The sequence below is a fragment of the Marispirochaeta aestuarii genome (genome assembly GCF_002087085.1).
GTDB lineage: Bacteria > Spirochaetota > Spirochaetia > JC444 > Marispirochaetaceae > Marispirochaeta > Marispirochaeta aestuarii.
In genome coordinates this window covers 120,161-138,261 of the sequence record NZ_MWQY01000013.1, presented here as the reverse complement: position 1 = coordinate 138,261, position 18,101 = coordinate 120,161, and the positions used below count along the sequence as shown (strand labels likewise).

At 53.7% G+C, this 18,101-nt stretch carries 19 protein-coding genes and 2 tRNA genes; 5 read left to right on the top strand and 16 right to left on the bottom strand.

All coding sequences use genetic code 11. The features are described from left to right. Positions 1-115 precede the first annotated feature (115 nt). Positions 116-457, bottom strand: coding sequence for a hypothetical protein (locus tag B4O97_RS12875; protein ID WP_143305692.1), 342 nt, complete (start codon positions 455-457; stop codon positions 116-118). Between the two features lie 369 nt (positions 458-826). On the opposite strand from B4O97_RS12875, the gene B4O97_RS12870 reads away from it, so the two are divergent. Then, complete coding sequence (locus tag B4O97_RS12870) at positions 827-1,456, top strand: adenylate kinase (protein ID WP_083051392.1); 630 nt, start codon at positions 827-829, stop codon at positions 1,454-1,456. A gap of 6 nt (positions 1,457-1,462) precedes the next feature. Here B4O97_RS12870 and B4O97_RS12865 read toward each other — a convergent pair whose 3' ends face one another. The 11 genes from B4O97_RS12865 to B4O97_RS12815 form a co-directional block, all read right to left on the bottom strand. Then, the gene (locus tag B4O97_RS12865; protein WP_083051390.1) at positions 1,463-2,413 is read right to left on the bottom strand and encodes a tetratricopeptide repeat protein; all 951 of its coding nucleotides are present in this window, start codon (positions 2,411-2,413) and stop codon (positions 1,463-1,465) included. Beyond that, a complete protein-coding gene (locus tag B4O97_RS12860; RefSeq protein ID WP_083051388.1) occupies positions 2,388-3,452 on the bottom strand; it encodes a uracil phosphoribosyltransferase in 1,065 nt (354 codons plus the stop codon). The genes B4O97_RS12865 and B4O97_RS12860 overlap by 26 nt, the downstream gene beginning before the upstream one ends. A 172-nt stretch (positions 3,453-3,624) precedes the next feature. Beyond that, positions 3,625-3,699: transfer RNA gene (locus B4O97_RS12855), tRNA-Glu, on the bottom strand. Positions 3,700-3,779: 80 nt separating this feature from the next. Further along, a tRNA-Lys gene (locus tag B4O97_RS12850) sits at positions 3,780-3,852 on the bottom strand. Positions 3,853-3,914: 62 nt separating this feature from the next. Continuing rightward, positions 3,915-5,075, bottom strand: coding sequence for a PorV/PorQ family protein (locus B4O97_RS12845; protein WP_083051387.1), 1,161 nt, complete (start codon positions 5,073-5,075; stop codon positions 3,915-3,917). A gap of 6 nt (positions 5,076-5,081) precedes the next feature. After that, positions 5,082-5,726 carry a hypothetical protein gene (locus B4O97_RS12840; RefSeq protein ID WP_083051385.1) on the bottom strand — a complete coding sequence of 215 codons (645 nt, stop codon included), beginning with the start codon at positions 5,724-5,726 and terminating at the stop codon, positions 5,082-5,084. A gap of 28 nt (positions 5,727-5,754) precedes the next feature. After that, positions 5,755-6,888 carry a hypothetical protein gene (locus B4O97_RS12835; protein ID WP_083051383.1) on the bottom strand — a complete coding sequence of 378 codons (1,134 nt, stop codon included), beginning with the start codon at positions 6,886-6,888 and terminating at the stop codon, positions 5,755-5,757. Positions 6,889-6,994: 106 nt separating this feature from the next. Further along, complete coding sequence (gene mtaB, locus B4O97_RS12830; RefSeq protein WP_083051382.1) at positions 6,995-8,323, bottom strand: tRNA (N(6)-L-threonylcarbamoyladenosine(37)-C(2))-methylthiotransferase MtaB; 1,329 nt, start codon at positions 8,321-8,323, stop codon at positions 6,995-6,997. Then, positions 8,323-8,961 (bottom strand): tetratricopeptide repeat protein, encoded by a 639-nt coding sequence (locus tag B4O97_RS12825; RefSeq protein WP_083051380.1) that lies wholly within the window; start codon positions 8,959-8,961, stop codon positions 8,323-8,325. The genes mtaB and B4O97_RS12825 overlap by 1 nt, the downstream gene beginning before the upstream one ends. Before the next feature lie 10 nt (positions 8,962-8,971). Then, positions 8,972-9,361, bottom strand: coding sequence for a bactofilin family protein (locus B4O97_RS12820; RefSeq protein WP_083051378.1), 390 nt, complete (start codon positions 9,359-9,361; stop codon positions 8,972-8,974). Between the two features lie 55 nt (positions 9,362-9,416). Next, positions 9,417-10,157, bottom strand: coding sequence for a prephenate dehydrogenase/arogenate dehydrogenase family protein (locus B4O97_RS12815; RefSeq protein WP_083051377.1), 741 nt, complete (start codon positions 10,155-10,157; stop codon positions 9,417-9,419). 67 nt (positions 10,158-10,224) lie between these two features. On the opposite strand from B4O97_RS12815, the gene B4O97_RS12810 reads away from it, so the two are divergent. The 4 genes from B4O97_RS12810 to dapA all read left to right on the top strand — a co-directional run bounded on the left by B4O97_RS12810 (position 10,225) and on the right by dapA (position 13,571). Next, a complete protein-coding gene (locus B4O97_RS12810; RefSeq protein WP_083051375.1) occupies positions 10,225-10,800 on the top strand; it encodes an LOG family protein in 576 nt (191 codons plus the stop codon). A 136-nt stretch (positions 10,801-10,936) separates the two neighbouring features. Continuing rightward, a complete protein-coding gene (pta, locus tag B4O97_RS12805) occupies positions 10,937-11,932 on the top strand; it encodes a phosphate acetyltransferase (protein WP_083051374.1) in 996 nt (331 codons plus the stop codon). Between the two features lie 4 nt (positions 11,933-11,936). Then, positions 11,937-12,683 (top strand): 4-hydroxy-tetrahydrodipicolinate reductase, encoded by a 747-nt coding sequence (gene dapB / locus B4O97_RS12800; RefSeq protein WP_083051372.1) that lies wholly within the window; start codon positions 11,937-11,939, stop codon positions 12,681-12,683. Between the two features lie 12 nt (positions 12,684-12,695). Next, a complete protein-coding gene (gene dapA, locus B4O97_RS12795; RefSeq protein WP_083051371.1) occupies positions 12,696-13,571 on the top strand; it encodes a 4-hydroxy-tetrahydrodipicolinate synthase in 876 nt (291 codons plus the stop codon). Between the two features lie 75 nt (positions 13,572-13,646). Here dapA and B4O97_RS12790 read toward each other — a convergent pair whose 3' ends face one another. The 4 genes from B4O97_RS12790 to B4O97_RS12775 form a co-directional block, all read right to left on the bottom strand. Beyond that, on the bottom strand, positions 13,647-14,822 hold the full coding sequence (locus tag B4O97_RS12790) for a hypothetical protein (RefSeq protein ID WP_083051369.1): 1,176 nt from the start codon (positions 14,820-14,822) through the stop codon (positions 13,647-13,649). A gap of 48 nt (positions 14,823-14,870) precedes the next feature. Then, on the bottom strand, positions 14,871-15,734 hold the full coding sequence (locus B4O97_RS12785; protein WP_083051368.1) for a hypothetical protein: 864 nt from the start codon (positions 15,732-15,734) through the stop codon (positions 14,871-14,873). A gap of 182 nt (positions 15,735-15,916) precedes the next feature. Then, positions 15,917-16,789, bottom strand: a complete 873-nt coding sequence (rsmA, locus tag B4O97_RS12780) for a 16S rRNA (adenine(1518)-N(6)/adenine(1519)-N(6))-dimethyltransferase RsmA (protein ID WP_158084286.1) — start codon at positions 16,787-16,789, stop codon at positions 15,917-15,919. Then, on the bottom strand, positions 16,782-18,059 hold the full coding sequence (locus B4O97_RS12775; protein ID WP_158084285.1) for a ComEC/Rec2 family competence protein: 1,278 nt from the start codon (positions 18,057-18,059) through the stop codon (positions 16,782-16,784). The genes rsmA and B4O97_RS12775 overlap by 8 nt, the downstream gene beginning before the upstream one ends. Positions 18,060-18,101 lie beyond the last annotated feature (42 nt).

Genomic DNA, 18,101 nt, shown 5'->3' with positions numbered 1-18,101 from the left:
CCCTCCAGAGCTCATCACCCCGTCGCTTCAGCGTGATCGCAGTTATATCACTACAAGCAAAACGTGTCAACCATAACGTGAAGAAAAATATCAAGAATCACAAAGCCTGGAAAATCTACCCGATTCCAGGTTTTTCCTCGCTTTCAGAACCTTCAGCCTCTTTCTGCTCCCCTGCATCGTCACGGGCTTCAACATCCTCCAGGACGACACGTTTTCCGGTAACTTGAGTCTGCAGATCCTCGATTGCTTCGATAATCTCTTTTATCCCGGCGCTGCGTTTTGTCAGGCTTTGCTTGCCTTCAACAGCGAGGATTTCATAGACCTGGTGCCCCAGCTGCAATTCCTGCTTTTTAATCTTTTCTTCCAGCTGATGTATTTCGAAGCGGAGGATACCTACATCACCCAGTTCCTTTGCCTTATCCTTGGCGGAACTGAAAAAAGATTTTGAATGCTCCAAGCCTTTTGATACGCTTTGTTTAAATTTCTCCTGGAAACCCATATACCCTCCATATTTAAACATAGTGGAAAATACAGACATAGACAAGTTTTTTCATAAAAAAGCACACCGGAGATCGAACTCTGATGACATCATTTCCGCAAGCATGATACCATGAATCATGCAATCGGGTACTGTATACTATCGGTGCAGAAACTGTGGCAAATACATCGATATAGAGACGGTTCAGATGGATCAGTTCTGCTCCCTCGAGTGTGCCAGACAATACCGCCGATGCACCGCATGCGGTAACTATTTTCTGCCCGATACGGATACGCCTTATTGCAGCAGCGCCTGTGAAGAGGCAGATGTGACTACGGAGGAAGAGTAATGAATCTAGTGTTTCTCGGTCCCCCCGGGGCCGGAAAGGGAACTGTCGCAGTTAAAGTCAGTGAAGAGCTTGGAATACCGCATATCTCGACGGGAGACCTGTTCCGAAAGGCAATAAAAGACCAGTCGGAACTGGGGAAGAAGGTAAAGTCCATACTCGATTCAGGAGAACTGGTTCCCGACGATTTGACGGTTGCCCTTGTTGAGGAGCGTCTGAACCAGGGAGATACCGGGAAAGGCTTTATTCTTGATGGTTTTCCAAGAACAATACCCCAGGCTGAGGCCCTGGATACAATATCGACGCTTCAGATGGCTGTTAATTTTTCCGTAGCCGATGAAGTGCTTGTAGACCGCTTATCAGGACGCCGGGTCTGTAAAAACTGTGGAGCCACCTACCATGTAAAATTTGCCCCCCCCAGGAAGGAGGGCATTTGTGACAGCTGTGGCGGAGAACTGTACACCCGCCAGGACGATGCGCCTGAAGCAATAAAGAACCGTCTCCAGGTATATTATCGTCAAACTCAGCCTCTGATCGATTACTACAAAGATAAGGGTATAAAAACAGACATTGATGCAGCCGGCAGCCCCGAACAGGTGCTTTCTGCTACCCTCAAAGCCCTGAACTCCTGAGAATACCTAGTGTTCAACCTTCGGCGCCGGAGACTCCTTCGGCGCCAGTTTTTTATCCTCCAGAAGCTCCTGAATCTCTTCAAAACCGGGAATATCAGGATACCTGTAAAACAGTGCAAGCTTATCCGCATCGTCAAATCCTGAATCAATGCTTTCCCGCAGCGCGGAGAGCCCCTCGGCAGTGTTTTCAAAACCCACCAGCAGGGTGAAGGATTTATAAAAGAGTATTTCCGCCTTTATTTCGTTCTGCTGATCCTCCGGTCTTTGCGTTTCCCAGGTTTCCATTCCGGCATCGGCAACTTCAAGAGCAGCGGGATACTCCTCGGCGGATGTCAGGTTTTTTACAAGCAGTACTATCAGCTGAAGGTCCCTGTTCCCCGACGAGAAGGCAGGATACAGAAGATCGACGGCTTCGATATAATCCTCAAGCAGGTAATACACCTCTCCCAGGCCTGTTCGGTACAGAAGCGTATCCGGTTCATAGTAGACAGCCTTTCGATAAGCCTCCACCGCCTCTGTCAGTTCTCCTTCAACTTCGTGAATACGCCCCAGATTATACCAGACGGCAGCATTCCCCTCCGTGAGATCGAGGGCTTGCCGGTATCGTTGGGCGGCGGCCCGATTATTGCCCCGTCGGAATTCAAGCCAGCCAAGGGTCTCGTACAGCAGGGTGTTTTCCTCGTCAGCCCCAACAAGCGCAAGCAGGATTTCTTCCGCCTCATCGAACCGTCTGTCTTCGATGTAGAGCCTCGCAAGATTATAGGTGGCGGCAGCAAGGGACGGGTCAAGTTCCAGGGCACGCTGATATGCCCTTTTCGATTCATTGAGCCTTCCCAGATCAAAATAGGCATTGCCGAGGTTATAGTAGGCCTCCGCCGCCTCTTCATTGGAGACGGAGGTACAGCCCCCGAGAAGCAGAATCAGCAGAAGGCTAGCGCCCCAGTACTGTCGCCTCAATTTCCCTTACCTGTGACCGATACAGGGATGTTACACTTGACCCGTAATCGGCAATAAGCTGAATGATGTTCCTCGGGGAATCATGCGCATCAGGACCGTTAAGACGATCCCCGGCGTCTCCGAGTCCCGGAAGAATATAGGCTTTGTCGTTCAGGACAGGATCCATCCACAATGTGTAGACGTAGGCGTTTTCGATTGCCCGTACGATGCGGAGGGACCCCTTCAAGGCGGAGATTACATTGAAAAACAGGATGGATCGCGGCTTGATACCCTGTTCCGACAGATACTTGACAATGGTCACGAGGCTTCCGCCTGTAGCGTTCATGGGATCGGCGAAAATGAGGTCCTTGCCGTCCAGGGTTTCAAGATCGAAGAAGGAACGGTCCAGGTCCAGAAGGTATTCCATATTGCGTTCCTTCTTTGAATCGTCCCGCTGAATTCGGAAAAGAGCGAAGGGGGTAACATAGCCGTTGGAGCTGTACTCCTCCACCTCTTTGCTCATAATCATTGAAGGCAACAGGGCCCCGCGAAGCATTACACACATGACAGAGTTATTGATGTGTTCGTCCACGTCGGGGATCTTGTGTACCGCATAATTCTGAACCGGCGCCGTTACCGGCGTCTTTTTTATAAAATAGTTTCTCTTGCTTGAATCCCAGCCGGAGAAAGCCAGGTTGAAGAGAAGCTCGTATGCCCGCTGGATATAGTAGATAAACTCGTGCTGCTGAGTGTCCATGTCTCTGAGCTTGGCAATCAGGCGGGAAGCTTCTCCGTGGTTCTCCCGTGGAGTATCAAAGGGATAGACCTTGATTTTCTCTTCCCTTCCGGTAATCTCCTGCATGAAATTTCCCATGGTATTGTAGATGGAAATTAGAGACTCCTTACCCTTTTCACGGACCGCCGGGTCCAGGGTCTCAGAAAGACCGGCACTGATTTCCAGGGCTTTCCTGTAATAAGCCTCCATTTCATTGAGCCGGTTTTTATCGCTGTCAGTTAAATAGCCATCCAGGTCGGAGGCGGTAAGTACAACCTTATTCATTCATTAATCCTTGGAGTCGGTATATCTGAACAGAGAAAGTATATCAAACACTGAAGGATATTGAAAGAAGATGGAGAAAATTCTGAAAGATCAGGAACAGGTAAAGGGATCGGTGCTCTCCAGTTTCGACTCCCGGATAAAAAAAAAGACCCGCGTATTGCGGGTCTAATTATGGCATCTCCTAGGGGAGTCGAACCCCTGTTGCCGGGATGAAAACCCGGTGTCCTAACCACTAGACGAAGGAGACTTGATGCGCAAGAGCCTACTCATGACCACTGGCGGAAAGAGTCGATCTCTTGCGGCATAAGCCGGATCGCTCCGACTTAATGAGCCGCACTGGGTTCGAACCAGTGACCCACGCCTTAAAAGGGCGTTGCTCTACCAGCTGAGCTAGCGGCCCCTCATGTGAGGGGGAATATAGCATACATCAAAAAATAATGTCAACTAAAGCGGACAATAAAATCAATATCGGAACTCAAGTCCAAGTATCACGTTGTAGACCGGCTGCATACCCGGCTCGAGGGATTGTTCAGTCCCGTACATGGCCATATTCAGGGTAGCGAAATTCAGGTCGACTCCAAGACCGGCGGCAAGCAGTCCCTGGTAGAGACCGGTCCGTAAGGAGAGGATCTCCAGCATACGGAATTCCGCTCCAAAACTCAGATGCAGAACAGGATTGGTCGCCAGCTCTGGAAAGAAGAGAAAATCAAACATGTTCCTGTAGTCAAAGTAGAGATCCACATCGCTGAAGTAGCGCGAAAGCGGCCCCAGGGGCGGTGTGTACCGCAGACCGGCATGCAGCTGGAAGGGCAGCACCCCGTTTTCCTTGTCGATGGCGTCGTTTCCATCAAGATAGTCCTGCATACTGGTGTAGCTTGAACGCAGGGTCGGGCTGAAAACATCCTGCCCCACCAGTCCGACGGAGAGTGCATCACCATAGCTGTACAAGAGACCGAGATCGAAGCCGATGCCGGTAATGTTGGCATAGGGTTCATTCAGCAGAAGATCCGGACCGAGGTTATCCATGAAGTCGTTAATAAGAAGCAGGGAATAGGTAAATCCCCCCTCCCCCCGTAAAAAGCCCTTCATGCTCAAGCCCAGATCCAGGGTATGGATGGTACCTTCGAAGGCGGGAAGCCTGAAACTGTAGCCCCCCGTCAGGAGAAGCTCCTCCCGTACGGTGGACTCAAACTCGGTGGCGGTCGGGCTCCTGATAATGGTGGAGGTCTGGTTATAGATACCGAATCCGACACCGTCACCGACAAAGGCCACCGCGATGGGCCCCACAAGCCCGATACCGGAATAGAGGCTGTCAAAGATCTCGTAAGTATCGGGATTATTGAGAAGATCGCCCCCCTCCAGGAACAGGTTGGCCATATCGAAGATGGGTCCCGTCAGATTCAGGGTCAGTTCCGCGACCGAGAGTTCCGGTTCGGGGACCCTGTAGCCGGCGGGATTACTGAACAGAACGCTTACATCGTCCGCCAGAGCAGCATGATACCCTCCCATACCCGCCATTCGTGCGGAGAAGATCTCCAGGCTTGGCTCTGTGTGCAGGTCGAGGGAAAAAACCTGAAGGGCGGAAGAAAGCACCAGCAGTAGAATAAGTATGCGCTTCACCATGCCTCCCTAACCGAATATGTCATCAAACTCAGCCGGGTTCTGACCCGCACTGACGAGAAAATTGTATGCGTTGGCTATTTCCGGTCCGGAGGCTGCAGCGGTCGTGCTGTCGGTCCAGTCTATACTGGAAACATCATTCGCCGGATTCTGGTCCAGCCAGAATAGAATTTCAGCACCCGCTGCCGTGGCATACTGCTCCTCGGTTATACCAGAAAGTCCCGCGGCCTCGGCGGCGAGAACATTATCAGCCACATAGCCCATCATGGTCATATCGACGGATGCCAGGATATCAGCATAGACAAGAGTGGACGGATCTTCCGCCGAAAGCACATCATCTATTATCCCGGTAATTCCCGATGCCCCCATGGCCAAATCGGCGGCAAGCAGGTAGAGCTCCGGATCATTCGCAGCCATGGCGGCAATCTCATCGTAAATATCCGCCATTGCATCCGCATCACCTGAGGCAAGGACATCTTTCGCGTAGCTGATCTTCTGTTCCCGGGGAAGGGATGAGAAATCACGCTGCATCCCTTCCAGGAGACTGTAGGTAAAGACTTCCTGGCACGCGGTCAATAGCAGTGGAACTAAAACCAGCAGTGTTATCGTAATACTCAATGCTGAAAAGCTCCGGGAGATTCCAGGGATCTTCATGCACCCCTCCTTGTTTTCCGAATCCGGACTAAAACTCAACTCTTCCTTCCAGGGCAAATCCGTGTCGTCCTTCCTCCGCAGCATCCACAGCGGGCAAGCGGTAGTATGAAAGGTCTATATCCAGTATCGGCAGCTCCAGTCCAAGGCCTGAACTGAAGCCTCCGGCATTGAAGCCTGTACGTATGGACAGAGGGCCGGATGTATCGAGATTTATCCCGCCCCGCAGGCTTTCAAGCAGCCTTGTGCCTTCCCCGGTGTGCAGCAGGTCTCCCACTTCCAGATACAGATCAGGCCGGAGTCCCGGGAAAAAATAATCTTCAAAGCTAAACATGAGACCGGCGTCAATCCTCATGGGGACCGTCAGGGTATCAGACGCACCCTCTTCCAGAGAAAACCCTGAAAGGGAAAACATATCGTCCATGGCTTCTCCCACGTCACTGGGTCTGGATACCGCCATTATAGTATCACCCGCGTCCCTGATTGTCACGCCAAGGCCCAGACCTTTCCACCCTGCTGTTGCCCCCAGGTCAAAACCGACCCCGGTGGCATAATAGGGGTTCTCAAGCCCTGCGAGTACTTCCATCATTTTCCCAGGTCTGCCCAGAAGTTTTCCCGTCTCAAGGGCCGTCTCAGAACCATAGGGTCCGAACACCCGGAAGACCGGCCGAAAATCTCCGCCGCCGGTGAATATAAAGTCCCCAAGCCGGAACTCCATGGCATAGCCGAGGACCAGGGACAGCTCGGAATCGACGACGCCCTGGATTGTCGAGGCATCCCCGAAGCTGTAACTCTCGTAGCCCCAGAGGAGCCCGAGACCAACCCCTTTTCCCGTCAACCCCATACCGATGTTCATCCCCTGGCCCAGACCGCTGCTGCCGGCTTCGAGAATTTCATTCTCGGATAGGTCTTTCAGAGAAAAGAACAGATCCGGCGGCAGACTGATATGGGGAACTGCGGAGACCAAGGTATAGAGAACATCGTCGTCCTGGGAAAAGTTCGCGGGATTGGCATGAAGAGTGTGTATTCCGGGAACACCGAATACCGTAATTCCCCCGAGAGACAGGGATCGAGGGTCCTTATACGAAAATGGAGCCAGATCAATGGCAGAAGCAGGAACCAGGACAGGAAGCAACAACAGAAAAAGCAGCAGATTACGAAACACAAATTTACCCCGCAAAAGAGAATCACCCGAAATGCATAGTATAATTCATATACTGGGCTTTTTCAGTGTTTCGGCGGAAGCTTCGGAATTCTTGATGCAGAGAGGTTCAGGAAGAGATCTCAGGAACAGCCGTCAGATCGGATCCCCTAAGCTCGAGGAAAGCAGGATACCTGGAACCTTTGCGGTATACAGTTCCCTTTCCGCCGGGAATCCGGACACGCAGATAATTCCCGGTAATTCCCCGCCCCTCCCGGGTATCCGTCGGGGAAACTTCCACCAGCACTTCCTCGGACCGGCCATTCCAGCGCTGAAGATACTCAGCATGGAGAGTCTCGCTGATTGTCCTGAGATCTGCGGTTCTGATTCCGGTAATTCTTTCCGGCACATGTTCCGCGAAGGCAGCTGCCGCTGTTCCCGGCCTGGCAGAAAAGGGAAAAACATGCAGGGCCGCGGGTCGAAGCTCCTCCAGCAGTTTGCGGGTACTCTGAAAGGCCGCATCCGTCTCGCCGGGAAAACCGACAATGATATCCGCGGCAATAAAGGGATCAGCTTTGAGACTGCGGAGAAGATCGAAGGCCTCCCGCACCCGGGCGGAATCGTAGCGCCGGGCCATACGTCTGAGGATTCCATCGTCACCGGACTGGACGGGAATGTGAAAATGGGGACATACCCTGGGATCCGCAAATACGTCCGTGTTTTCCGGGATAAGGTAATCCGGTTCCAGGGATGACAGACGGAACCTGGTGCGCCTGGTCGCAGAAAGCAGCTCCCCCACAAGTCCGGATAAACCCTTCTCCCCGGAAGCATACTGGGAAAGATTGATGCCGGTAAGGATGATCTCGTCGAACCCGGCCTCCTCCAGCCTGACGGCCCGATGCAGGACTTCGTCGAGTGCCAGGGAAACTGAATCTCCCCGGGCCAGGGTTACCCTGCAGTAGCTGCAGCGGTTGTCGCAGCCGTCCTGAATCTTCAGGTATGCCCGGGAATGACTGCTGAAGCTGGGAGCATCAAAGCTGAAGCGGTCAGTCTCGCCCTCGCCCACCATCCCAAGGGCCCGGCGGACCTCATCCATACCCGCTGCTGCGGCACACCCGGATTCATTCAGATAGACCGGCAGCCTGAGGAGCCGGTCCTTCTGATCCCCCGAGACGACGATCACCCCGGGACCAAGGCTCTGGAACACCTCGGGGTCCATCTGGGCGTAACACCCGGTAACTATGACCAGGGATTCAGGATTTTCCCGGGAGTATTTTCGTATCATGCGCCGCGCCTTCTGTTCGCTCTTGGAGGTAACGGTACAGGTGTTCACTACGTACAGGTCAGCCGGTTCCGAGGGAGATACAAGAAAAAAACCCTGACTTCCGAAGGAAGAAGCCAGGGCCTCGCTTTCGCACTGGTTGAGCTTGCAGCCCAGGGTATAAAAGGCGACCCGCATCAGCTGTTCATCTTCTCCGCGGCCCGTTCTTTTCCCCTCAGGGCGTCGGAAAGGGAGGGATTCAGTTTTAGGGCCTGATCATAGGCCTCAAGGGAGAACTGAAAATCCTCCGCCATCTCCCGGGCATAGCCGAGGCGGGCCCACCAGCGGGCGATGTTGGGACTATGGTAGACGGCGGTGGACAGGGCAATATCAGCATGGTTGTATTCACCGATGCGGATAAAGGTCTCACCCATGAAGTAATAGACCATACCAATGCGGTCTCCCGTAGGTGCCAGAACAGTGTACTCTTCAAAAAACTTGAGGGCTTCCAGATTGTTTCCCAGATAGAAGTGTGCCTCCCCTGCGATTTCCACCACCCTGTGATCGTAACGGGAGATATCGAGCCCCTGCCGGGCATAGTTCAGAGCCTCCTGGTAACGCCTGAGGGCGATCAGGCTCCAGCCAAGCACAGTGTAGGAGTTCATATTTCTGGGAGAGGTTTCAAGTTCTGCCAGACAGATATCCACGGCCTTTGCATATTCTCCCTGCCGGTACATGGCCAGGGCGTCAGGCTGATCCTGAGCGGCCAGGCCCGCCGCCGACAGTATGAGCAGAAGTACAAGAACAAGCCTGGAAAAGGAGTTGAATTGAATCATAGCGGTTTCCTTATTTCCTGGAAGCGGCTTTCGCCTTCTCTACTTCCGAGGGAGACTTCATCGTGCAGATTCCGTTAAAACGGCATCCGCTCTCCATGACGATGTCGGGAGCGGTTATATCGCCGTCCACACTGGCGGAGGCGAAGAGTTCCACCCTGGTATCCGCCAGGATATCTCCCTTGACCGTTCCCTTCAGGGACACAATGTTGGCCTTTACCCTGGCCTCCACCACAGCACCTTCGTCGATGTAAAGGTCACCGGTGGCATTGACGTCTCCGGTCAGGTGGCCCTTGATCATAAGGGATTTATCAAAATTCAGGGTCCCGTTGAAGTTGAAGTCCTCCGCAAGAACCGTATCTATCTCGTTTTCATCGACGGAGTAGAACTGGTAATCCGACATACTCGCTCCTTCGTCACCGTAACAGATAAACTCTATCCGCGCCCCGCTGCGACTGTCAAGCAGGAAGCCCCGGGACCTCCTTCAGTTTGGTCATAAAGCGGTCCAGGGAGGATTTCAGGGACTCCCTCATTTCATGGGTATGAGGATTGTAACGCTGCAGATCGAGAAAAAGCTGTTCCGGATCGTTACAGGTCTGTTCGATGATCTCCAGGAGCTTCGAGTAACCCAGGGTTGCCATGGGGCTCGGTTCCAGATGAAGGTCCTGCAGCACCCTGCCGAGAAAGTGGGTTATTCCCTGGGTATAGGCTGCGGACTTGTCATGCTCGTCGGGGCTCATCTCCACAAGCTGCAGCCGCATGCTGTTGAACAGATCCCTGAAAAATGAGTCAGCGGAAGCGTCTGTCCGTACCGGGGAGTATACAAGGGGCAGCCCCGTTATCCCGTTCCGTCCTGAATCGGGACCGAACATCGGGTGCGTGCCGAGAATCTGAATCGATTCCGGAAGCAGCCTTTTCATAACGGAGACCGGGTAGACCTTGACCGAACAGGTATCCATTACGAGGGCTCCGGGTTTAAGTCTGCCCGCCAGCCGTCTGACCACATCTTCCATGGCAGAGATGGCGACACAGAGAACAACGGCGTCGCAGTCGACAAGCTTGTCTTCGGAGACCAGCTCAATACGGGAATCTATTCCAGACTTTGGAGTACGGGAATATGCGACAACATCGGTAAAATCAGCCAGTCGAGAAGCCCAGAAGGCCCCAAAACGGCCGAGTCCATAGACACCCAGTTTCATGTTCTGGAATACTATACCCGGATGCAATTAATGGACAAGGGCCAAAACAAGAAAAAGGTGGTATAGCATGGATATATGCGTCTACTGTTCTTCCAGCGATGCAGTTTCTCCGGCCTATCTGGAAGCGGCGGAAAGCCTGGGGAAATCCATCGGGTCCCGGGGACACAGCCTGATTTACGGCGGGGCCGCGGTTGGTTCAATGGGAGCTGTGGCCAGAGGAACCAGGGAAAAAGGCGGAAGGATTACCGGCGTAATGCCGGAAAAACTGCACCGTTTCGGACTCTTTTACGACGGAATAGACGAAAGAATAATCACCGACACCATGAGACAGCGCAAGGAGATCATGGAATCACGGGCGGAGAGTTTTATCGCTCTTCCCGGAGGGCTGGGAACCCTGGAGGAGATTTTCGAAGTGATGGTCCTGAAACAGCTGGGCTACCACTCCAAGGCAGTAGTATTCATCGACCTGGACGGATTCTATTCACCCCTTATGGAATTCCTGGAAAAGCTCTGCCGGGAAAGGTTCATGAAAGAGGGAACCAGGACTCAGTATGCGGTAGTCCGGGAACCGGGAGCCGCCATCGACTATCTGGAAAACTATATTCCTCAAGGGGCCGAAACAAAATGGTTCAAACATCCCTGATCGGTCCTGCACCCTTTGAAAGCCCCTTCTCTTTCTGATAAGATTGAAGAGCAGGTGCTCTGGCCTGTGTATTCAAGCACGTAATAATTATAAGCAGAACCGGAACGGTTATTGTAACGAAAGGAGATTAAAGAGAATGAGTTTCGCAGACAAAATGCGCCGGAAGGCAAAGGACAAAGGGGCCCGGCTGGTGCTGGCGGAGGGAACCGAGCCGAGGACGATTCAGGCTGCCAGGATAATCCTGGACGAGAAGATTGCCAGCGAGGTTTTCCTTATCGGCAAGACAGATGATATCAAATCCGCGGCAGCGGAATTGGGAACGGACCTTTCGGGAATAAAACTCGTGAATCCTGCCAAATCCGAACGGCTTGAGGCCTATGCCAAGGAGTACTATGAACTTCGCAAGCACAAGGGACTCACTGAGGACGAAGCACGGGAAGGAATCCAGGACCCTCTGCGCTGGGGATCCATGATGGTACGGATTTCCGACGCCGACGCCATGGTCGCGGGAGCCGAAAACGCCACAGGCAAGGTCCTTGTGGCTGCATTCACCATCATCAAGACCGCTCCCGGAGTAAACTACGCCTCTTCCTGTTTTGTCATGAGTCATCCGGACAGCAAATGGGGTGCCGACGGTAACATGATCTTCGCGGACTGCGCCACCATACCCGACCCCACGGCGGAACAGCTCGCGGAGATTGCCATCGCCGGCGCTGAATCCTGCAAAACCTTTCTTGAAGCCGAACCCCAGGTTGCCCTGCTCTCCTTCTCCACCAAGGGATCGGCTTCCCATCCCAACGTGGATAAGGTTATCCAAGCTTACAATATTGTAAAGGAACGCAAACCGGAGCTCAAGATTGACGGCGAACTCCAGGCCGACGCCGCCCTGATCCCTGCAGTGGGCAGCAAGAAGGCCCCGGGTTCCCCGGTGGCGGGAAAGGCGAACGTACTCGTTTTTCCCGACCTGCAGGCCGGAAACATCGGCTACAAGCTGGTGGAACGCCTTGCCGGAGCGGAGGCCTACGGACCGATCCTTCAGGGTTTCGCCAAACCCGTGAGCGATCTCTCCCGGGGCTGCAGTGTCGACGATATCGTCGTAACCTCAGCAATAACCCTCGCCCAGGTAAAATAGGTCCATGAAGACAGTCATCGTCGGATACGGATCCATGGGGCATGAGATTGAGGCCGTACTTCTGGGAAGAGGACACGAAGTTATCTGCCGGGTGGATCCGGCGGGTAACGGGGATGCCCGGGAACTCAGTACGGAAATCCTTAAAGAAGCCGAAGGTGTTATAGAATTCGCCCTTCCCGGGGGGATTCTCGACAACATCCGCGTTTACAGCGAGGCCTCTGTACCGGTGGTTATCGGAACCACCGGATGGGACAAACTCCGTCCCCAGGCTGCTGAGATAGTCCGACAGTACGGGTCGGCCCTGCTGTGGGGAAACAACTTCTCCCTGGGGGCAAACCTCTTTTTTGACCTTGTGAGCCGGGCCGCCGCCCTGATAAACGGTATCGAAGAGTACGACATCATGGTGAATGAGTATCACCACAAAAGAAAAAAAGACTCTCCTTCAGGGACCGCTCTGACGATTGCCGAAAAGATTCTGCAGAACCTGGACCGCAAAAAGAGCATCCAGACAGAGACCCTGAACCGGGCAATCCGGGATGACGAGCTTCATGTAGGTTCGGTACGGGGAGGAGCCATTCCGGGGATACACCAGGTTACCCTGGATTCCGAGGCCGACAGTATAGAAATAATCCATACCGCGCGGAACCGAAAGGGCTTTGCCCTGGGGGCCGTCCGGGGAGTCGAGTGGCTCTCGGGGAAAACCGGCTTCTTTTCGGTGGATGATTTTATCCGCGATATTTTACCCAGCTAAGGGAGGACCAAGATGAAATTTGAAGGAGTCTTTACGGCTCTCGTGACGCCTTTTAACAGCGACGGCAGCCTGGACGAAGCTGCCCTGCGCGACCACGTGGAAGCCCAGATCGCCGGAGGTGTAGCTGGACTCGTACCCATGGGAACAACCGGGGAGAGCGCTACCTTGAGCCACGAGGAACACGTTCACGCCATCGGCGTCGTTGTGGACCAGGCAAAGAAGCGGGTCCCGGTAATCGCCGGTACAGGTTCCAACGCCACCCAGGAAGCGATCGACATGTCCCGGCGGGCAGTAGAGCTGGGGGCCGATGCCACGCTGCAGGTAGCCCCCTACTACAACAAACCGGGGCAGGAAGGCTTCTATGCCCACTTTTCCGCAGTGGCCGATGCCGTTGAGGTTCCCCACATCCTCTACAACATTCCCGGCCGCTGTGCGCAGAACGTGGAGGCGGAGACAATCCTGCGGCTTGCAAAACATCCCAACATTGCAGGCATCAAGGAAGCCTCCGGCTCCCTGGCTCAGATAATGAGGATTATCTCGGAATCCCCTGAGGACTTCTCGGTGCTTTCCGGAGATGATGCCTGGGCCTTCCCCTTTGTAGCTCTTGGAGGGCAGGGAGTGGTTTCTGTCGCAAGTAATGTTATCCCCGACAGGCTTTCCAGGATGATTGCCAAAGGGCTTGCCGGAGATATGGCCGAGGCCAGGAATGAGCATTACGCTCTGCTGGACTTCTTCGGAGCCCTCTTCGTCGAAACCAACCCGGTTCCGGTTAAATACGCCCTGGCAGTTCAGGGAAAAATGCGGGAATCCTACCGTCTGCCCCTTGTCCCGCTGAAACCGGAAAGCAGGAAGGTTGTGGAAAAGGCAATGAAAAAGCTCGGATTATAGTCCATTTGCTGTGGAATAAAAAAAGCGGAGTTCTCCGATCATGGAGACTCCGCTTTTTCGTTTTCTGAAGGTTTTCTATTTCAGTTTATCCAGAGCACTGCGGGCGAGCCGGCGGGTATCACCGGACCAGTTGGAAAACTCCACCTCGATAAGCGCTGGGCGCCCGATGGGGCTGCCGATATTGCCCAGGGCGTTTATGGTAGCACGAACAATATTTTCATTACTGAAGGTGTATCCCTCTTTTCGCCGTGAATTCAGTTCGCCGAGATAGGCAGCCAGGAGTCTCGCTGCGGCATCGCTCCCGGAGGCCCCGAGGGCTTCCAGAGCGGTAAGAGACTCGGTCATGGAGAAGCTTTTCCTCACCATCTGATCAAGAAGAATAAAGGCCTCATCATCAGCACCGGCATACTGTTTCAGCATGTTGGCGGCCTTGGTTCTCAGGTTACTTAACGAAATCTGCTGCCGGCGATCGGAGGTCTCGAACTTGAGTCCCTGGTCAAGGGCCTCCTTGGCCAGAAAAGCCTTGCGTTCCTCCGGGGCTTTCGATCGGTCGCCCACAAGAAGCACCTGGTACTTGATGGCAAAGTCGCTCTCATAGGTCAGAATCTCAAGCAGCAGGTCCGTGGGGTCATCGATCATGTTGACCATGGCCCGTTCAGCCCGCTGGATTACCGGGGCGCTATACCTGCCGATGGCGGTGAAAAAGACGGGACTGAAGCCCACGGGGCGGCGCAGAAGCTCCATTGTTTCCACGCAGGCGGAAACAATGGTTTCCACCTCTTCCCTGGCGGTGAATTCCGTTATTCCGAGATTTATATTACGGAGCCGGAACGCGATCTCCTGGGCGTTCCCTGTAGCGCCGATCTTTCCAAGGGCCCTGATGGCGGCGGCCTGAAGAAAGGGGTCGGAAACCTCCTCGGAAACCGCGGACAGGACATCGGCTGAGGCTGTGGCCTTCAGGTCCCCAAGTTCATCCACGATCATACGCATGAGGCTGTATACCCGATCACGCTGGGTGGAACCTGAGATATTCTCAAGGTTGTTCACTTCCTGTTCCAGGGCGTCCTGAAGAACGGGGATCATTTCGCGACTGTGCTGTTCCACTATATTTGTCATGATAGCCAGTTTCTGCTCAGTAGTCGCGGCGGTACCGTAAAGGCGCGTCCAGACGGCGGTAACCTCATTGGCAAACAGAATTGGGGAAAACAGAACAAGGGCTAAAACGAGCAGGTTTCTTCTTACCAACAACATTGTAATCTTTCTCCTCGACTATCTCTTCTACACACTCTATAACGCATACTATTCAATCGGGCGTTCTTCTTCACGATAGCTGAAACTGCGGACGATAAGCTGTTCCACCGTGTCATCGGCACGGAGATAGGTTTCCCTGACTACGCTTCCCTTGTCGTCATACTCGTACTCCACACTCCGTTCCAAAGAACCGTTGGGCCGAAAAACATCCTTCCTTTCCAGACGTCCGGCGGAATAATCATACTCCACCCTGCCGGCGGGGGCACCCTTGTCGTCAAATTTCTCCTCCAGCTTCAACTTGTTCCCTTCAAAGCTGCGTACAAAATAGTCCCGCAGGACCCCGTCCGCAGAGAAGGTGTCGATCCGGGTATTGTTGCCCGCCTCATACCGGTATTCGGTATACGCCATCAGAGAACCTCCGCCATCCTTTACGCTCCAGCGAAGGCGATCACCTTCCTGGTTGTATTCGTACTCGGAGATAGTCTGCAGCTGTTCGTTCCGATTATACAACTCTTCCCGAACCAGCTTTCCCCGGCTGTCGTAGGAATATATCCGCATGGAGGAAAGCTTCCCGTCGGAACCGTATACGAAACGTTTTTCAGGTTGATCCCCGCCGGCGTACTCGTAGCGGATCTCTTCGATCTTTTCACCAAAGGAGTTCATGACCTGTACAGACACAAGTCGTTCCCCTTCGTAGGTGTAGGACTTTTCAGATTCCAGAACATCTTCGCCCATATAGACGATTTCACTCTGCAGCACCGGAATCGAAACCACCTCCACCTTCGGTTCTTCACGCTCGAGGGGCTCCGCTGCGGCAGGTTCTTCAGTGACACTTTCGGTTGAGGCACAAGCAAAGAGCATCAGACCAATTATAACGGAATATAAGAAATAGATAGGAAGCCTGGATTTCATTCCCTTCTCCTGCTTTCTGTTTTTGCTGGGTCGAGTATAGAGGAGGAAGGCTGAAAAATCAATGAAAGGTCCTTATAAAACAGTGTATTTCCGTACAAGGAACCGCGGGAAATCCTGACGGCGCAGGATATGGGAATAAGCACATTTTCAGAGCCGCCCTTTTAATGGAAAAGCGGAGGGACTCAGCTTGCCTCCGGGCTTTGGAAATCCGAAAGAGCCCTGGTGAAGCTGAGTACTTCATCCCTGGAAAAGGTCTCCCCCCGTCTTCCCAGATCAAGCCCGGACAGCTCTGCAGCATTTTTCATGCTTTCCCAGGAATACCGGCTTTTGAGGCCTCCGCCTTTCAGATTATTGGCGGCAGTCTTGCGGCGGGAACGGAACAGATCGTGGACGGCGGTAAAATAATCCTGCTGGGGTCCTTCAGGTGCATCCGGACGCCGCCGGAGACGTACAACACTGGATACGACCTGGGGAGGAGGAAAAAAAGCAGCCCCTCCCACATCACAGATCTTTTCCACTCTGTTCCTGAGCTGACAGACAAGACTGAATGCGGAGTAGTCCTTTCCTCCCGGCTGAGCAAGCATCCGGTCGGCCACCTCCTTCTGAAGGGTAAAGACCGCTACATCCGGAAGAAGATCCTCTTCCACCAGGGATCCTATCATTACAGATCCGGAAGAATAGGGAAGATTACCGATGATCCGCCGGGGAAGGGAAGAATTCCTGGCGGTATCCCGAAAGGTCCTGAGGAAATCTCCTTCCACAATGCTGATGGAAGAACCGAACAGATCCTTCAGTATCCGGATCAGACCGTGGTCGATCTCAAAAACCGTCAGATCTCCGGTCATTTCGAGGAGTCCGTGGGTCAGAGAACCGATACCGGGTCCGATCTCCCACACCTTTGCTCCCGCCGGGAGCTCCAGAGCGGAGAGTATCCGTCGACGATGATTGGGATCCAGAAGAAAATTCTGTCCGAACCGTTTTTTCAGTTGTATCCCCTTCTCCTCCAAAAGGGCGCGGATCTTCTGTTTCGAGTCCCATAGATTCAGGTCACTCACTCCATGCCTCCCGACCGTCAGGTTCGGGCATTGTAAAGCGGAGGCAGGAATAGATCAATTGCACCGTAATGACAAGTCCTGCTCCCAGTGCCAGAACAGCGGCCGGGACCGGCAACAGAGTAAAGGGAGAAGCACGTGAGAAGAGTTCAACGATTCCCCGTATCCCACTGTAGAGCAGCCAGAAAAATAACCTCCCCCCCTGGTATACCATGTCGGAACCGGGAAGCAGAAAAAAGAGGATTCCTCCGGCAAGATAGAGCCAGATGAGGGGCGAAAGAATCAGGGTTGCGATAATCCCAGCGGGGTTTGTTGTACCATAAGCCAGCAACGAGACCGGCAATGATCCCAGGTAGGCAGATACACCGGTGGAAAAACCGGCAGCTATGGAATAGGGCAGAATGCGGGCGGCGAATTTCAGAACCAGCGGCGTAAGGCTTATCATACCCGCAAGGGCTGCATAGGAGTACTGAAAACCCCGGTCAAAAAGATAATCCGGCTTTATAAGAAGAAGAAACACAAAGCTCTGCAGCAGCAGCTCCCGGGTACGGATTCTGCGGGTGGACCGGGGAATCAGAACGGTACAGCTGAACATTATCCCAGCCCTCAGAAGAGCCGGAGATGGACCGACCAGAAAGAGATACCAGGGAAGAATTAGCAGAACGAGAAAGCGGGCCACCGGTTTCCTCAGGATGAGGCCGAACAGTCCTGCCCCGACTGCCATGATAACGGCCAGGTGCATCCCCGAGAGCGCCAGGAGATGACTGCAGCCGATGGCACGAAAGCCCTCCTCCAGGGGAGACAGAAGCCGCTGTTTTGAACCGAACAGGAGGGCCTCCATCAATACCGAGGCCTGAGGCGGAAGTCTGTCAAGGCGATAGAGCAGTCCCTGCCTCCAGGAATTTCGCAGTCTGAAAGCTTCCGAAACCCCTGCGGCAGTATCCTGCGGCTCAACAGTGACAAGTCCGCCGAAGGCCTCCCTGCCCGGTATTCCGGAGCTGCGTACCAGGAGTTCCGCCCCCCAGGGAAGATCCAGCCTGTCACGGCTCCATCCGAGAAACTCCCCCCGGGCTTCGGCCCTGTTTCCCCGGCGATCGTAGACACGAATCAGTTCGAAAAAGTGGAGCGACCCCTCTCCTGCGGGACGTGAATCTCGAAGGCTTCTGACCTCCAGAAACTCCGGACCTTCAAGTCCGATCCATAGCTGCCGCTTTTCTGCCTGAAAGGAGATAAAGAACGAGAGAATCAGGATGAGACAAGAATAAAAAACCATATTCCGGCTCCGGAGTGTGACCCCCAGGGCGGCCAGAAACAG

Excerpts from the sequence above, each read along its gene's own strand:
- B4O97_RS12870 (WP_083051392.1), top strand. The coding sequence starts at position 827 with ATGAATCTAGTGTTTCTCGGTCCCCCCGGGGCCGGAAAGGGAACTGTC.
- B4O97_RS12860 (WP_083051388.1), bottom strand. The coding sequence starts at position 3,452 with ATGAATAAGGTTGTACTTACCGCCTCCGACCTGGATGGCTATTTAACT.
- B4O97_RS12845 (WP_083051387.1), bottom strand. The coding sequence starts at position 5,075 with ATGGTGAAGCGCATACTTATTCTACTGCTGGTGCTTTCTTCCGCCCTT.
- B4O97_RS12840 (WP_083051385.1), bottom strand. The coding sequence starts at position 5,726 with ATGAAGATCCCTGGAATCTCCCGGAGCTTTTCAGCATTGAGTATTACG.
- mtaB (WP_083051382.1), bottom strand. The coding sequence starts at position 8,323 with ATGCGGGTCGCCTTTTATACCCTGGGCTGCAAGCTCAACCAGTGCGAA.
- B4O97_RS12825 (WP_083051380.1), bottom strand. The coding sequence starts at position 8,961 with ATGATTCAATTCAACTCCTTTTCCAGGCTTGTTCTTGTACTTCTGCTC.
- B4O97_RS12820 (WP_083051378.1), bottom strand. The coding sequence starts at position 9,361 with ATGTCGGATTACCAGTTCTACTCCGTCGATGAAAACGAGATAGATACG.
- B4O97_RS12815 (WP_083051377.1), bottom strand. The coding sequence starts at position 10,157 with ATGAAACTGGGTGTCTATGGACTCGGCCGTTTTGGGGCCTTCTGGGCT.
- B4O97_RS12810 (WP_083051375.1), top strand. The coding sequence starts at position 10,225 with ATGGATATATGCGTCTACTGTTCTTCCAGCGATGCAGTTTCTCCGGCC.
- pta (WP_083051374.1), top strand. The coding sequence starts at position 10,937 with ATGAGTTTCGCAGACAAAATGCGCCGGAAGGCAAAGGACAAAGGGGCC.
- dapB (WP_083051372.1), top strand. The coding sequence starts at position 11,937 with ATGAAGACAGTCATCGTCGGATACGGATCCATGGGGCATGAGATTGAG.
- dapA (WP_083051371.1), top strand. The coding sequence starts at position 12,696 with ATGAAATTTGAAGGAGTCTTTACGGCTCTCGTGACGCCTTTTAACAGC.
- B4O97_RS12790 (WP_083051369.1), bottom strand. The coding sequence starts at position 14,822 with ATGTTGTTGGTAAGAAGAAACCTGCTCGTTTTAGCCCTTGTTCTGTTT.
- B4O97_RS12785 (WP_083051368.1), bottom strand. The coding sequence starts at position 15,734 with ATGAAATCCAGGCTTCCTATCTATTTCTTATATTCCGTTATAATTGGT.
- B4O97_RS12775 (WP_158084285.1), bottom strand. The coding sequence starts at position 18,059 with ATGGTTTTTTATTCTTGTCTCATCCTGATTCTCTCGTTCTTTATCTCC.